The sequence below is a fragment of the Alistipes intestinihominis genome (genome assembly GCF_040095975.1).
Classification (GTDB): Bacteria; Bacteroidota; Bacteroidia; order Bacteroidales; family Rikenellaceae; genus Alistipes; species Alistipes senegalensis.
Window position 1 is genome coordinate 54,192 of record NZ_JBBMFL010000009.1, and the last position, 14,831, is coordinate 69,022.

A 14,831-nucleotide genomic window follows, 5' to 3' on the forward strand; every position below is an offset into this window, starting at 1 on the left:
CCTACCGCGTGAACCGGTAATAGGTCCCCAGCGGCAGTTCCTTGCCGGCGCGGTCGGAGAAGCACAGTTCGCCCCACTGCTCCGTGCGCGGAGCCCCGAACGCCTGCCTTACGGCGGTGCGGGCCAGCGTCGGGGAAAGCCCCATCGAATAGAGGTTCAGCACGAGGAAGGCGTTTTCCGGCTCCAGCAGCCGCGCACAGCAATCCAGCATCTCGCAGATGTCGTCCTCCAACACCCACTTTTCGCCGTTGGCCCCGCGCCCGTAGGCCGGAGGATCAAGGATGATGCCCCGATAGCGGCTGCCGCGGCGAACCTCGCGCCGCACGAATTTCAACGCATCCTCGACGATCCACCGCACGCCCTCCAGACCGCTCTGCTCCATATTCTCGCGCGCCCACGTCACCACCTGCTTCACCGAATCGACATGCGTCACCTCGGCTCCGGCGGCCCGGGCCGCCAGCGTCGCGCCGCCCGTATAGGCGAAGAGGTTCAGCACCTTCGCACCGCCCGAATCCCCGGCCAACTTCCGGCATTCGTCGTAGATGAAGTTCCAGTTGGCGGCCTGCTCGGGGAAGATCCCCACGTGCTTGAACGACGTGAGCCCCAGCCGCATGCGCAGCCGCATCCCCCGGTAGGAATACTCCACCGTCCAGCGGTCGGGGGTCTTGGGCGCAAGACGCCATTCGCCCCGCTCGTCGCTGCGGGCGTCGCGCAGGAATGCGGCGTCGGCCGTGCGGCGCCACTCCTCTTCGGAAAGCGTCCGCCGCCAGATGGCCTGCGGCTCGGGACGGCGCGTCACATAACGCCCGAAACGCTCCAGTTTCTCGAAATCGCCCGTGTCGATCAGTTCGTAATCCCCGAAATCGGGTGTCAGCTGCTCCTGCATTATTTCAGATTTTTCGTGCAATCAATTAGTGACATTTCGCAGGCCGCGCAGTCGAATTCCAGCCGGTAACGGTGCGCGCCGTGCTCCAGATAGAGGTCGCCGCGCAGCCGCGGACGCTCGCGGAGACACTCGCCGATCTCGCGGCGGATGCAGTAGGCCGAACGCATCACCCGATACCCGGCGGTCGTCGGCGCGAGGTCCAGTCCCCGTTCGATCTCCCGCACCCCGTGGTCGCGGTAGAACGCCTCGGCCAGCCGGTTGGTGACGTTCTCCTCGGCCGTCAGCCGCTCCGAAGGATACCGCGCCGCCGGATTTTCGGGCAGAATGCGGTGTTCCAACGGCCTGTTCCGGCGCGCCTCGTCCAATGCGGAGAGCGCTTCGCGGCGCACCTCAGCGGCCAGCGACGCCGGCACGAACCACTCCGCGCCCCGCACCTCCGCATCCCGCACTGCAAAAATCGTGTCGCCCGACTTCATCGCCTGCACCCGCAGCGCCGAAGCGTTGGCGCCGGGATTCTTCGCCCGGTCGAGCGGCACGGTGCACGCGGCCGAAGCCGTGACGCCCTCGCAGTCGGTGTAGGTTATCGCAAAACCCTCCGCCGAGACCTCCGCGACGGCCGTGGCAGGAATCACCCGCCGCGTGCGGCTGCGCTCCAGCCGGAGGTTGAACAGCCGGTCGGAATTGCGGTAGACCTCCGCCCCGGCGACGATCCCCTCCATGCGGTTGGGCACGATGCGGCGCCCCTCCGCGGCATTGACATTGGTTCCGGTCACGCCGTGCGGCGTGATGAAGCAGATACCGTCGCCCGGAGCCAGTTCAGCCTCCCCGAGAAGCGTAAACCCATTCCCGAAAACCTTCGCCACGCGTCCCACATACTCGCCGACGGCCTTCGGGGTGTCGAACGACGCCACCCCGGGACGCTTTCCGGCAAAAAAGTATTCGGATTCCCCGCGCGTGAAGCTCTTCGAGGGATCGGGCGTGAAGTCCGGAACGCTCTCGCCCGCGGACGACCGCACGAACCCCGGCCGCACGGCCAGCGCCTCGTCCACCGCCCGGCGGTAATAGGCCACGACGTTCTTGATATAATTGGTGTCTTTCAGACGCCCTTCGATCTTGAAGGAGGTGACGCCCGCATCCAGCAGGTCGCCGATGCGGTGCGATAGGTTCATGTCGCGCACCGACAGCAGGTGTTTGCCGGCGATGTAGGTGCGTCCCCGGCCGTCGGTGAGGTCCCAGACCAGGCGGCAGGGCTGGCTGCATGCGCCCCGGTTGCCGCTGCGCCCCGACATCGACCGCGAAAGGAAACAACGGCCGCTGAAACCCACGCAGATCGCCCCGTGGACAAAGCATTCGACCTCGGCCGCCGTGGCCGAGCAGATCGCCCGGATCTCGTCCAGCGACAGGTTCCGTTCGAGGATCACCCGCGCGAAGCCCGCCTCGCCCAGAAAACGGGCCCCCTCGGGCGTCGAGTTGCACACCTGCGTCGAGGCGTGCAGTTCGACGGGCAGCGACATCCGCCGCAGAGCCATGTCCTGCACGATCAGCGCATCGACGCCCGCGGCGATCAGCTCCCGGGCCTGCCGTTCGGCCTCCTCCAGCTCGTCGTCCCACACCAGCGTGTTGAGCGCGGCATGGACCCTCACGCCGTAGCGGCAGGCGTACTCCACGACGCGGGCGATCTCCTCCGCGGAGTTGCCCGCGGCCTGCCGGGCCCCGAACTTCGCGCCGCCGATATAGACGGCGTCGGCGCCGTAATCCACGGCGGCCACGGCCGAGGCGTAATCTTTGGCGGGAGCCAGGAGTTCGACGGTTTTCACGAATGCGGAATTTTGCACAAAAATAAGACAATTTCAGGAATTGTTTTGTAATTTTGCCTTTCGAAACGCGAAAACATAAAAATCACCCGATACTATGCTTACGATAAAGCAAATCCGCGACGACAAAGAGGCTGCCGTCCGCAAACTGGCGAAAAAAGGCATCGACGCCGCGCCCGTCATCGAAAAAATCATCGCCTTCGACGACCGCCGCAAGGCCGTCCAACTGGAGCTCGACAACACACTGGCCGCCCAGAACAAGGCCGCCAAGGAGATCGGCGCACTGATGGGCCAGGGCCGCCGCGAGGAGGCCGAGGAGCGCAAACGCTTCGTGGCCGACCTCAAGGAGAAATCCTCGCGCCTCGAAGCCGAACTGAACGACGTTCGGCAGGAGTTGCAGGCCGCCGTCGTTTCGCTTCCGAACTTCCCCGCCGACATCGTCCCCGAAGGCAAGACGGCCGAGGACAACCTCGTGGTGAAACTCGTGGAAAACTACACGACGCTGCCCGAAAACCCGCTGCCCCACTGGGAGCTGGCCCGCAAATACGACATCATCGACTTCGACCTGGGCGTGAAGCTCACCGGCGCCGGATTCCCCGTCTACAAGGGGAAGGGCGCACGGCTCCAGCGCGCGCTGATCAACTATTTCCTCGACTGCAACACCCGGGCCGGCTACCTCGAAGTCGAGCCTCCCGTGATGGTCAACGAGGCTTCGGGCTTCGGCACGGGACAGCTTCCCGACAAAGAGGGCCAGATGTACCACGCCACGGCGGACAATTTCTACCTGGTGCCCACGGCCGAGGTTCCCGTGACGAACATCTACCGCGACGTGATTCTCGAAAAGGAGGATTTCCCGGTGAAGATGACCGCCTACACCCCCTGCTTCCGCCGCGAGGCCGGCTCCTACGGCAAGGACGTGCGCGGACTGAACCGCCTGCACCAGTTCGACAAGGTGGAGATCGTGCAGCTGTCGCTGCCCGAAGTCTCCTACGAGGCGCTCGACGGCATGGTGGCCCATGTCGAAGGGATCGTCAAATCGCTCGGGCTCCCCTACCGCATCCTGCGGCTGTGCGGCGGCGACATGTCGTTCACCTCGGCGCTGACCTACGACTTCGAGGTCTACTCCGAGGCCCAGAAACGCTGGCTGGAGGTGTCGTCGGTATCGAACTTCGAGTCGTTCCAGGCCAACCGCCTCAAACTCCGCTACCGCGACGAGGAGAAGAAAATCCAGCTGGCCCACACGCTGAACGGCTCCTCGCTGGCCCTGCCGCGCATCGTGGCGGCGCTGCTCGAAAACTTCCAGACCCCGGAAGGCATCCGCATCCCCGAGGTGCTGGTTCCCTACACGGGTTTTGATATTATCAAATAAGTTTCTATATTTGCACTGCACACATTAACCATAAACACGAAAAACAATGGCTTACAAAATCACTGATTCCTGCGTAGCATGCGGCACCTGCATCGGCGAGTGCCCGGTAGAGGCTATTTCGGCCGGCGACATCTACGTCATCGACGCCGACAAGTGCATCGACTGCGGCACCTGCGCAGGCGTTTGCCCGAGCGAAGCGATCGTTTCGGAGTAACGAACGGAATATCCGAAAGGAAAGCACACCCCGCAGTTTCGGCCGCAGGGTGTGCTTTCGGTTTAAGACAGAGCGATGGACGATCTTGAAAAAATGAAGGCGGGCCTCTGGCTCCACGCCATCCGCCCGCAGATCGGCGAAGCCCTGCGGCGTGCCGAGGAACTGGTCTTCGAACTCAACCGGCTGGCCCCGAGCCGCCGCGAAGAGCGCGAGGCGATCATCCGCCGGCTGTTCGGGCGCATCAGCCGGGATTTCACCATCCACAGCCCGTTCCACTGCGACTTCGGGGAGCAGATCTCGATCGGCGACCATTTCGTCGGCAACTTCAACCTGACGATCCTCGACGAAGCCCCCGTGACGATCGGGGACCACGTCTTCATCGGTCCCAACGTGGGGCTCTACACCGTCAGCCACGCCCTGCTGCCCGACCAGCGCAACGCGGGCATCATGCGTTCGCTGCCCATTACCATCGGCAACAACGTCTGGATCGGGGGCAACACGGTGGTGATGCAGGGCGTGACGATCGGCGACAACACGGTGATCGGCGCCGGGAGCGTCGTCACGCGCGACATCCCCGCGGGGGTGATCGCCGTCGGGTCGCCCTGCCGGGTCCTGCGGGAGATCACCGAGGCGGACCGCATTGCGGAGGTATATTAAAGAAAAAAGAAAAGCGCCCCGTTTTCGGAGCGCTTTTTATTCGATTGAAAGCCCTTTGAAGAGCTCTTCCAAGGTTATCCCGTAAAATTTACACAATTCACAGAGCGTTGACAGCGACAAATTCGTCTTTCCGCCTTCAACGCGACGCATATTCAGGCCCGTATTGAAATACACTGCCTCCTGGGTCAACCCCCGGGCAATCCGCACAGCACGAAGTCTTTCGGCTACGGATTTTATGGCAGTATCATAATGTTTCTGGCCTTTCATAGTACAAAGGACTCGTGAAATCGAAAAAACAGTCAGACGAATTCGTCTTTTTCGTTTTTTTGATTACCTTTGCACAAACCGGACCGACCCTATATCAACCAGAAATTATCTGCGGGACGGCGACACAACGCGGCATTGCGTCACTGGATCTTCATAGAATTTCGAAAGCCGCGGCCGCCCCGCTTCTTACGAAAAACAGCCCCGGAAATCCGGGGCTGTTTTCAATTTTCATACAATAAGTATTTCGTTCTCCGTTCGCGGTAGCGTTCCACATCGTCGGCCCAGCGGGCGCGTATCTCCGCCTCCGAAGCTCCGGCGAGGATCATCTCGCGCACCCACCCCACGCCGACCAGCTTTTCGAACATCGGCGTGAAGAACTTGTCCCCCATCCCCAGGTCCGCACAGGCGTCGATCACGTACCGCAGCGAAAAGCCCACCTCGCGGGCCTCGGCGAGCGGCATGCCGCTCAGATCGACGCCCCGGCACAGCCGTCCTTCGAGCGGCGGATGCTTGGCCCCGGCCGTCGGACGGGGCGTGAAAGAGAACGTACGTCCGGTCATATCCGGATGTCCGTACATCTCGAACGGCTTGTCGGTCCCCCGTCCGAGGCTGACGACGGTGCCTTCGAAAGGGCACAGCGCGGCATAGAGATAGACGGCGCGCGCGGTCGGCAAGTTGGGCGACGGAGCCACGGGCAGGAGGTATTCGGTCGCATGGGTGTAGTTGCGGCACTTCACGACGGTCAGGGCGCATTGCTTCGCCCATCCCTCCCCGGCGGCCATGCGGGCGATCTCGCCCATCGTCAGGCCGTGGAGCACGGGAACGGGAATCGCCCCGACGCCCGACCGGTATTTCATGTCCAGCACGGGACCGTCGATGATGTGTCCGTTGGGATTGGGACGGTCGAGCACCACGACCCGGCGGCCGAAATCGGCGCAGGCATCCATCATCCGCAACATCGAGATATAATAGGTATAGAACCGCAATCCGACATCCTGCATATCCACGACCAACACGTCGAACGAGCGCATCGTCTCGTCCGAAGGACGTTTCGTGTTGCCGTCGTAGAGCGAGCGGATGGGAATGCCCGTCCGTGCATCGACCGAACTTGCGACATGCTCCCCGGCATCCGCCGTGCCGCGGAATCCGTGTTCGGGCGAGAAGATCGCCGCCACGTCGAAGCCCGCCCCGTGAAGCAGGTCCACGAGATGCACCCGCCCTGCGGCATCGGCCCCGGGCGCTCCGGGCATCTCCGCCACGGAGGTCTGATTGGCCAGCACGGCCACGCGCTGCCCCCGGACGAGCGGGAAATAGGCCGCCGTGTCGGTCATGCCGACCAGCACCCGGGCTGAAAGGGCCGACGGCAAAAGCACCGCCAACAACGATATGACGCTAAGCCTGCGCACCGAACTCCATTAAATATCCCTTGATGAACTGGTCCAGGTCGCCGTCCATCACCGCCTCCACGGCCGACGTCTGGACGCCCGTGCGGTGGTCCTTCACACGGCGGTCGTCGAAGACGTAGGAACGGATCTGCGACCCCCACTCGATCTTTTTCTTCGAAGCCTCCAGGGCCTGCTGCGTCGCCATGCGCTTGTCCAGCTCGCGCTGGTAGAGCTTCGATTTGAGGATGCGCATGGCGTTCTCGCGGTTCATCAGCTGCGAACGGGTCTCCATGTTCTCGATCAGAAACTCCACGGGTTCGCCCGTGTCGGCATCCTTGCCGTGGTAGCGCAGGCGCACCGCCGTCTCGACCTTGTTGACGTTCTGGCCGCCGGCGCCCGACGAGCGGAACGTGTCCCATTCGATGTCCGACGGGTTGACCGTGATCTCGATCGTGTCGTCCACGGCGGGCGAAACGAACACCGACGCAAAGGTCGTCTGCCGCTTGTTATTGGCGTTGAACGGCGAAAGGCGCACCATGCGGTGCACGCCGTTCTCGCTCTTGAGGTAACCGTAGGCGTACTCGCCCTCGAACTCCATCGTGCAGGATTTCACCCCCACTTCGTCGCCGGCCTGATAGTCCAGCACCTTGACCTTGTAGCCGTGGGCCTCGCCCCAGCGGGTGTACATGCGCATCAGCATCGACGCCCAGTCGAGGGCCTCGGTGCCGCCCGCCCCGGCGTTGATGTCGAGGATGGCTCCCAGTTTATCCTCCTCGCGGCGCAGCATGTTGCGCATTTCGAGATTTCCGATCTTTTCGAGCGTCGCCGCATAGTGGGCGTCCATCTCGGCCTCGGTCACCACCCCCTCCTTCACGAAGTCGGGCATCAACGCGAGGTCCTCGGCATCCTTGCGCACGGCGTCGTAGTCATCGACCCACGCCTTGATCGCCGCCACCTTGCGCAGCTGTTCGCGCGCCTTGTCGGGTTCGTCCCAGAAATTCGGTTCCTGGGTCTTCTCCTCCTCGTTGCGGAGGTCGATGCGCTTCTGTTCGATGTCGAGACAGCGTTCCAGCGCCTCCCGGCGCTGTTCGATCTCCTTGATCTGTTCGGCAAGTACCATAGTTTTCGATTAAATGCTAACAAAAATACGGCAAATAATCCGGAAGTGCAATATCCATACGAAAAGAGCCGCCGATCGGCAGTTCTTTTATCCGGCACTACCGCAATTCAGGCAGTGTGAACGCAGCCGGACGCTGGTCGAAAGGTTTGTAAACCCAATCGGGGAACAACTTGAAATGGAAAATATCGCCCGCATAAATCTGGTAACACGGTTCCGGATTCTCCTTGTAAAAGAGCTCGACCTTCCACCGTTTCTCGATCGCCTCGATCAGGCGGGCGAATTTCTCCACATTGAGGGCGCTCGGATGCAAGTTGTCAAGCGAATCGGTACCTATACCGCCCATTGCAATAGAAACGATCTTTCCGGTATAATCGCACAAAATATAGAGAAAGATACCTCTCATGTCGCCCGTCTTTGCAGCAGCATATTTCTCGATCTCTTCAGGAGTATAGACCGAGCGAATTATCCGTTCCAATTCATCATTGCCGGATATCCCCGTAATCCGAAGTTTCGCCTCATCCCGGAGGAGCAGTGTCCGGCGGGCGTTGGACTCATATTCAAGAAAATCCCCGGACTCCCAAAATTTCTCCCAGGCCGCATTCATCTCCGGCCTTGTCAGTCTGTAAAAATCCGACCGTTTGACAAGGCAATAGGTCTTGTCGCCCACCTTATATTCTTTCACAATCTGCGACGGCGTAACGTCGGCACGTGCGGGAGCGATCATACCGACCAAAAGCAATACCGAAAGAAGAAACAATAGCTTTTTCATAGGCTAATTATTCGATGGTTTTGCAATATAAATAAAATATTCATAATCAGCAAATCACAATAAAAAAACAGACATCGGAACCATGTCTGTTTTTCAATAAACTAAAAAAACGTATTCTCACATTTTTTCGTGCAGTTTCCGTGCGGCGAATTCCAGAATGAAATCGGCCGTGCCCTCGTCGCCCAGCACCGAGGAGCTCACGCAGAGGTGGTAGGTCGAAGCCACGCCCCATGTCCGCGAACTGTAATAATTGTAATACGAAGCGCGGCGGGCGTCCACGCGCTCCATCAGAGCCTGCGCCTCGGCGGAAGTGCAGCCCTGCCGCGCGCAGATGCGGCGGCAACGGTCTTCGTCGTCGGCCGTGATGAAGACGTTGACGCAGCGCGGATTCTCGCGCAGGATGTAGTCGGCGCAACGGCCCACGAAAACCGCCGACTCCCCGGCGGCGACCTTGCGGATCACGTCGCTCTGGATCTTGAACAGCGCGTCGTTCGACAGAACGTTCGTCATGCCTGCGTCGTCGCCCGCGAAGGGCGCGCGCAGGTAGCCGATCATCGTCGAGAGCACGCCGCGCGACTCCTTTTCATCGGCCTTTTCGAAAATCTCGGGACAAATGCCGCTCTCCCGGGCGGCCAGGTTGATCAGCTCCTTGTCGTAGAGGCGGATGCCCAGTCGGCGGGCGATGATCTCCCCGACGGTCCTGCCGCCGCTGCCCAGCTGGCGGCCGATGTTGATGACGAATTTTTCCATATCCCTATCCCTCTTTGGCGGCATTCGCGGCGCCGATGGCGCGGAATTTCCGCAGTTGGTAAGTCAGCATGAAGAACGCCACGAGCGACGCCAGGAAATCCGACAGCGGCATGGCGCACCACACGCCCCAACTGCCGCTCCACTCGGTGCAGGCGTCGAAGATGCGGGGCAGGAAGATCAGCCCCGGCATCAGGAACAGCAGCTGGCGCGACAGCGACAGGAAGATCGCCTTGCCGGCCATGCCGACGCTCATGAAGAAGTTCGTGGCCACCATCTGAAACCCGATGATCGGGAAGCAGAAGAAGACGATGCGCATGCCCTCGACCGACAGGCGGATCAGCTCCTCGTCGGAGGTGAACATCCCCACGGCCATGCGCGGCAGGAACTCGCCGATGACGAATCCCGCCGTGGTGACGCACGTGGCGCCGATGATCGTCAGTTTCAGCACACGCATCACGCGGTCGTATTGCTTCGCGCCGAAATTGTACCCCGCAATGGGCTGCATGCCCTGGTTGACGCCCAGCACGATCATCACGAAGAAGAAAGCCAGCCGGTTGACGATGCCGTAGGCGCCGATCGTCAGGTCGCCGCCGTACTCTTTCAGCCCCTTGTTGATCAGGATGACGATGAAGCAGGCCGCGAGGTTCATCAGGAAGGGCGACATGCCGATGGCGAGCATGTCGCGCACGATCTTCTTCCGCAGGCGGTAGATGCCGCGCCGGAAGTGGAGCAGCTCCCGTTTGTCGGAGAGAATCCGGAACTGCCATACGAGCGCGATGATCTGCGCCAGCACCGTGGCGACGGCCGCTCCGCGAATGCCCCAGCCGAACCCGAAGATGAAGATCGGGTCGAGGACGGCATTGATGACCACCGTGATTATGGTGGCGTACATCGACTTGCGGGGATGCCCCGAGGCCCTCAGCACGGCGTTCAGTCCCAGATACATATGGGTAATGACGTTGCCCAGCAGGATGATCGTCATATACTCGCGGGCATAGCCGATCGTGGCCTCGCTGGCCCCGAAGAAATAGAGGATCGGATCGAGGAAAAGCAGCGTCACGAGTCCGAACGAAACGCCGATTATGAGATTAAGCACCAACACATTGCCCAGCACCCGCTGAGCCGTCTCATAGTCCCGCTGGCCCAGGCGCATCGAGATCAGCGTCGCGGCGCCCACGCCCACCAGCGAACCGAACGCCGCGGCGAGGTTCATCAGCGGAAAGGTCAGCGCGAGGCCCGAAATGGCCAGCGGCCCCACTCCGTGGCCGATGAAGATGCTATCGACCATGTTGTAGAGCGACGAGGCCGTCATGGCGATGATCGCCGGCACGGCATATTGCACGAGCAGCTTGCGGATACGCTCGGTCCCGAGCTCCAAAGCCGCCGATTTTATTTCTGTTGTCATAAATTCATTCCATTTTCCCCGCGTCTCGGACACGGAATTTCATGTACTTTTTTCGGAAAAAAGTACCCGGCTAAGAGCCGGAATCTTTCAATGCGGCATACGGGAGCGGAAATAAGGTGCTGATATACAAGGTACTGCCGCAGCCCCAAAATCCCGCTTCTTAAGCGGGTGGGGGCTATTCCAGCTCCCAGTCCGTGCCGTCCTTGCGGTCCTTGACGCGGATGCCGGCCGCGGCCAGCCCGTCACGGATGCGGTCCGATGCAGCCCAGTCCTTCGCGGCACGTGCCTTCAGCCGCTCGTCCAGCAGCATTTCGACCAGCGGTGTCACGTAATCCCGGCCCGAGGCGGCCCCGGCGGCCTTTTCGTCGCGCAGACCCAGAATGTCGAAGGCATAGCGGCGGACGGTGGCCGTAAGGGTTTCGAGATCGGCGGCGGTGATCGTCTGCGAACCGTCGATCAGCTGGTTGATGATGCGCACCCAGTCGAACAACGCCGAAATGACCATCGGCGAATTGAGGTCGTCGGCCATCGCCTCGGCGCAGCGGGTCTCCAGCTCCGCGGGGTTCACCGTCGAAGCCGCCGCGGGTTTGATTTTCCCCAAAGCCTCGATGCCTTTCATCAGACGGTCCAGCCCCTTTTCGGCGGCCTGCAAAGCCTCGTTCGAGAAGTCGAGCGTCGAGCGGTAGTGGGCCTGCAAGACGAAGAAACGGATGGTCATGGGCGAAAAAGCCTGCGCCAGCAGTTTGTGCGACCCGGTGAAGAGCTCTTCGAGGGTGATGAAATTCCCCAGCGACTTGCCCATCTTCTGCCCGTTGATCGTGATCATGTTGTTGTGCACCCAATACCGTGCCGAGTCGTGGCCCAGCGCGGCGGTAGACTGCGCGATCTCGCACTCGTGGTGCGGGAACATCAGGTCCATGCCGCCGCCGTGGATGTCGAAACGTTCCCCGAGGTAGCGCGTGGACATCGCCGAGCACTCCATGTGCCAGCCCGGGAATCCCTCGCCCCAGGGCGACGGCCACCGCATGATGTGTTCGGGCGCCGCCTTCTTCCACAGCGCGAAATCGTAGGAGTGGCGTTTGTCCGACTGCCCGTCCAGTTCGCGCGTGTTGGCGACGATGTCGTCGAGGTTGCGGCCCGACAACCTGCCGTAGTTGTATTTGGCGTTGTACTTCTCCACGTCGAAGTAGACCGATCCGTTGGACTCGTAGGCGTAGCCGTCGGCGAGGATCTTCTTCACGAACTCGATCTGCTCGATGATGTGGCCCGAGGCGTAGGGCTCGATCGAGGGGGTCTCGACATTGAGGGCCTCCATCGCCCGGTGGTAACGCTCCGTGTAGTAGTGGGCCACCTCCATCGGCTCCAGCTGTTCGAGCCGGGCCTTCTTGGCGATCTTGTCCTCTCCCTCGTCGGCGTCGTGCTCCAGATGCCCCACGTCCGTGATGTTGCGCACGTAGCGCACCTTGTATCCCGAAGCCTTGAGGTAGCGGAACAGCAGGTCGAACGTCACGGCGGGGCGGGCGTGGCCCAGATGCGGATCGCCGTAGACCGTGGGACCGCAGACATACATGCCCACGCGGCCCGGCACGAGGGGTTCGAACTCCTCCTTGCGGCGGGTGAGCGTATTGTAAAGTACGAGTTTGGAATCCATATTCGTGAATTAACGTTTTGAACGGGTAAAATTACAACTTTTTCCACAAACAACCGCCTTTCAACTCAAAAATCGAGCAGCCGGAAGCGTTTGCGCACCTCGGGCATCGGCATCGGCTCCTCGTAGTGCCACCATTCGCGGCGGTAGGGAACCAACCCGGCCTCGCGCATGACCGACCGAAGCAGTTCGCGGTTGCGGGCCGCCACGGCCGAGATCTTCCCCGCGGCGACCAGCGCAGCCTCGCCCCCGGTGTGGGCCTCCTCGCCGAAGAAATCGACCGGCGTTCCCATGTCGGCCTCGCGCCCCGCGGCGTCGAGCAGCGTCACATCGACCGCCACTCCGTAGTTGTGGCGTCCTCCGCGGGAGCCGTCGGCCACATAGACCTGATTCGGGGTCCCCTCGACCAAGCTGTACATATACCGCTGGACGCTGACCGGACGCGCCGCGTCGCAGACCAGCATCCGCCACCCGGGACGCCGTTCGCGCAGCAGCCGCTGGGCGTGCGCCAGCTTCGCGGCGAAGTGCGGCAGCAGATAGGCCCGTTCGAGGTCGCCGTAAACGTCGCGCCCCATGAAATTGTCGTCCGTGGAGTACATCAGCCGTACGCGCAGGGTGGAATCCACTTCGAGCACGTCGATCAGCCCCACGTCGCGCATTTTCCGGTCGGTCGCGCCCTGCGCCCGGACGCCCGCGCAGAGCAGGACGGCACACGCCGCCAAGAGCAAGTTTCGTTTCAACATTTTTTGCGGTATTGACGTGACAAAGGTAGCAAAAAGCCGGGGCGGTTCCAAAACCAGATTGCGAACGGCCCGGCGAGACTTTTCGAATCTCCGAAAGCGCCGTTACGGCGCCAAAGGCAAGAAATATACGCCGCTCCGGCGCAGGAACCGGGAAATTATCGTACCTTTGCCACCGATTATTATGAAATTTCAAGACTTAGGACTCTCCGAGCCGCTGTTGCGCGCCATCGGGGAAAAGGGGTACACCGATCCGACCCCCATTCAGCAACAAGCCATCCCTCCCGCACTCGAAGGCCGCGACCTGCAAGGCTGCGCACAGACCGGGACGGGCAAGACCGCAGCTTTCACGCTGCCCATCCTCCAGCTCCTGGCCGCAGAGCCCGCCGCCAAAGGCCGCCGCGAAATCCGCGCCCTGGTCGTCACGCCGACGCGCGAGCTGGCCATCCAGATCGACGAATGCTGCCGCGACTACGCCCGCTACCTCGCCGTCCGCCACTGCGTGATCTTCGGAGGCGTCAACCAGCGTCCGCAGGTCGATGCGCTGCAACGGGGCGTGGACCTGCTGGTCGCCACCCCGGGCCGCCTGCTGGACCTCGTCGGGCAGGGCCATATCTCGCTGGACAAGGTCCGCTTCTTCGTCCTCGACGAGGCCGACCGCATGCTGGACATGGGCTTCATCCACGACATCCGCCGCATCCTGCCGCTGCTGCCCGCACGGCGACAGACGCTCTTCTTCTCGGCCACGATGCCCTCGGACATCGCCCAGCTGGCCGCCAAAATCCTGCACGACCCCGTGCTGGTGACCGTCACGCCGCCGGCCTCGGTCGTCGAGACCATCTCGCAGCGGATCCATTTCGCCGAGAAGGCCGAAAAGAGCCGGCTGTTGATCGACCTGCTGGAGGGCTCCGACGCACAGCAGGTGCTGGTCTTCACACGCACCAAGCACGGCGCCGACAAGCTGGCCAAGATCCTCAACCGCACCGGCATCCAGTCGAGCGCCATTCACGGCAACAAGTCGCAGAACGCCCGCGTGAAGGCGATGAACGACTTCAAGGGCGGAGCCTGCCGCGTGCTGATCGCCACCGACATCGCAGCGCGCGGCATCGACATCGACCAGCTGCCGCTGGTCATCAACTACGACCTGCCGGAGGTCGCCGAGACCTACGTCCACCGCATCGGCCGCACGGGCCGCGCCGGGTGCGAGGGCGCCGCATGGTCGTTCTGCTCGGAGGACGAGTTCGACTACCTGAAAGACATCCAGAAGCTCACCGGGCTGACGATCCCCGTCGAGGGCCCCGTTCCGGAGTTCGCCGCACGGCAGAACGCCGCCCCGGCGCAGAAACAGGCCCGGAAAGCCGCCCCGAAACCGGCGCAGAAACCCGCCCGGAACGCGGAGCCTGCACCTGCCCGCACCCCGGAGCAGAAACCGCCGCAGGAGGCCGCGGAAAAGACCGCCCGGCCGTCGCGTTCGCGCCGCCGCCGGGGCACGCGCCCCGCACCGGGAACCCCGATCCAGCCGTCGGCCAAACCCGCCGCCGACACTCCCCGCAAGCCGGAACGGAAGCAGAACGGCAACGCCCCGAAAGGCGACCGGAACGCCCAACAACCCGCCGCAAACAAATCCGCCGCGAAACCCGCTGCGAACGCCCCGGAGGACGCTCCGAAACCGTCGTCGTCCCGCCGCCGCAGACGCCGCCCCGCAGGCGGTGCGAAACCGGCGCAGGCCCCGGCGGCGAAGCCCGCCGCAGAGCCCGCCCCGCGGAAGAGCTGGTGGAAAATGTGGTAAAAATCGGGTTTTCGCGTA

13 protein-coding genes are annotated in these 14,831 nt (G+C 62.3%); 4 read left to right on the forward strand and 9 right to left on the reverse strand.

The window, feature by feature from the left end:
• Position 1: 1 nt before the first annotated feature.
• Positions 2-886: a class I SAM-dependent methyltransferase gene (locus tag WMO46_RS09050; protein ID WP_129651662.1), complete on the reverse strand. Its 885-nt coding sequence runs from the start codon at positions 884-886 to the stop codon at positions 2-4.
• The gene (locus tag WMO46_RS09055; protein WP_349094215.1) at positions 886-2,703 is read right to left on the reverse strand and encodes a peptidase U32 family protein; all 1,818 of its coding nucleotides are present in this window, start codon (positions 2,701-2,703) and stop codon (positions 886-888) included. Before WMO46_RS09055 ends, WMO46_RS09050 begins: the two co-directional genes overlap by 1 nt.
• Positions 2,704-2,797: 94 nt before the next feature.
• On the opposite strand from WMO46_RS09055, the gene serS reads away from it, so the two are divergent.
• The 3 genes from serS to WMO46_RS09070 all read left to right on the forward strand — a co-directional run bounded on the left by serS (position 2,798) and on the right by WMO46_RS09070 (position 4,940).
• The gene (gene serS / locus WMO46_RS09060) at positions 2,798-4,069 is read left to right on the forward strand and encodes a serine--tRNA ligase (protein WP_019151156.1); all 1,272 of its coding nucleotides are present in this window, start codon (positions 2,798-2,800) and stop codon (positions 4,067-4,069) included.
• A 46-nt stretch (positions 4,070-4,115) separates the two neighbouring features.
• Positions 4,116-4,283 (forward strand): DUF362 domain-containing protein, encoded by a 168-nt coding sequence (locus WMO46_RS09065; RefSeq protein WP_019151157.1) that lies wholly within the window; start codon positions 4,116-4,118, stop codon positions 4,281-4,283.
• A gap of 75 nt (positions 4,284-4,358) precedes the next feature.
• The gene (locus tag WMO46_RS09070; protein ID WP_129651660.1) at positions 4,359-4,940 is read left to right on the forward strand and encodes a sugar O-acetyltransferase; all 582 of its coding nucleotides are present in this window, start codon (positions 4,359-4,361) and stop codon (positions 4,938-4,940) included.
• Positions 4,941-5,428: 488 nt separating this feature from the next.
• Here the strand turns inward: WMO46_RS09070 and WMO46_RS09075 are convergent, their stop codons facing one another.
• The 7 genes from WMO46_RS09075 to WMO46_RS09105 form a co-directional block, all read right to left on the reverse strand.
• Positions 5,429-6,586, reverse strand: a complete 1,158-nt coding sequence (locus WMO46_RS09075) for an exo-beta-N-acetylmuramidase NamZ family protein (RefSeq protein ID WP_302588364.1) — start codon at positions 6,584-6,586, stop codon at positions 5,429-5,431.
• Between the two features lie 13 nt (positions 6,587-6,599).
• Entirely contained in the window at positions 6,600-7,712 is a 1,113-nt protein-coding gene (prfB, locus tag WMO46_RS09080; protein ID WP_019151161.1) for a peptide chain release factor 2, read from the reverse strand.
• A gap of 97 nt (positions 7,713-7,809) precedes the next feature.
• Positions 7,810-8,379 carry a hypothetical protein gene (locus tag WMO46_RS09085; RefSeq protein ID WP_278966760.1) on the reverse strand — a complete coding sequence of 190 codons (570 nt, stop codon included), beginning with the start codon at positions 8,377-8,379 and terminating at the stop codon, positions 7,810-7,812.
• 219 nt (positions 8,380-8,598) lie between these two features.
• Positions 8,599-9,231 (reverse strand): cytidylate kinase-like family protein, encoded by a 633-nt coding sequence (locus WMO46_RS09090; protein WP_278966759.1) that lies wholly within the window; start codon positions 9,229-9,231, stop codon positions 8,599-8,601.
• Positions 9,232-9,235: 4 nt separating this feature from the next.
• Positions 9,236-10,636 (reverse strand): MATE family efflux transporter, encoded by a 1,401-nt coding sequence (locus WMO46_RS09095; protein ID WP_195497328.1) that lies wholly within the window; start codon positions 10,634-10,636, stop codon positions 9,236-9,238.
• Between the two features lie 175 nt (positions 10,637-10,811).
• A complete protein-coding gene (cysS, locus tag WMO46_RS09100; protein ID WP_019151165.1) occupies positions 10,812-12,287 on the reverse strand; it encodes a cysteine--tRNA ligase in 1,476 nt (491 codons plus the stop codon).
• Between the two features lie 65 nt (positions 12,288-12,352).
• Complete coding sequence (locus WMO46_RS09105; protein ID WP_278817847.1) at positions 12,353-13,027, reverse strand: M15 family metallopeptidase; 675 nt, start codon at positions 13,025-13,027, stop codon at positions 12,353-12,355.
• 181 nt (positions 13,028-13,208) lie between these two features.
• Between WMO46_RS09105 and WMO46_RS09110 the strand changes: the two genes are divergently transcribed.
• Positions 13,209-14,813, forward strand: coding sequence for a DEAD/DEAH box helicase (locus WMO46_RS09110; protein ID WP_349094216.1), 1,605 nt, complete (start codon positions 13,209-13,211; stop codon positions 14,811-14,813).
• The last annotated feature ends 18 nt before the right edge of the window (positions 14,814-14,831 follow it).

What these genes read in the sequence shown, in the direction of transcription:
- WMO46_RS09050 (WP_129651662.1), bottom strand. Translation starts at nt 886, where the DNA reads ATGCAGGAGCAGCTGACACCCGATTTCGGGGATTACGAACTGATCGAC.
- serS (WP_019151156.1), top strand. Translation starts at nt 2,798, where the DNA reads ATGCTTACGATAAAGCAAATCCGCGACGACAAAGAGGCTGCCGTCCGC.
- WMO46_RS09065 (WP_019151157.1), top strand. Translation starts at nt 4,116, where the DNA reads ATGGCTTACAAAATCACTGATTCCTGCGTAGCATGCGGCACCTGCATC.
- WMO46_RS09070 (WP_129651660.1), top strand. Translation starts at nt 4,359, where the DNA reads ATGGACGATCTTGAAAAAATGAAGGCGGGCCTCTGGCTCCACGCCATC.
- prfB (WP_019151161.1), bottom strand. Translation starts at nt 7,712, where the DNA reads ATGGTACTTGCCGAACAGATCAAGGAGATCGAACAGCGCCGGGAGGCG.
- WMO46_RS09090 (WP_278966759.1), bottom strand. Translation starts at nt 9,231, where the DNA reads ATGGAAAAATTCGTCATCAACATCGGCCGCCAGCTGGGCAGCGGCGGC.
- WMO46_RS09095 (WP_195497328.1), bottom strand. Translation starts at nt 10,636, where the DNA reads ATGACAACAGAAATAAAATCGGCGGCTTTGGAGCTCGGGACCGAGCGT.
- cysS (WP_019151165.1), bottom strand. Translation starts at nt 12,287, where the DNA reads ATGGATTCCAAACTCGTACTTTACAATACGCTCACCCGCCGCAAGGAG.
- WMO46_RS09105 (WP_278817847.1), bottom strand. Translation starts at nt 13,027, where the DNA reads ATGTTGAAACGAAACTTGCTCTTGGCGGCGTGTGCCGTCCTGCTCTGC.
- WMO46_RS09110 (WP_349094216.1), top strand. Translation starts at nt 13,209, where the DNA reads ATGAAATTTCAAGACTTAGGACTCTCCGAGCCGCTGTTGCGCGCCATC.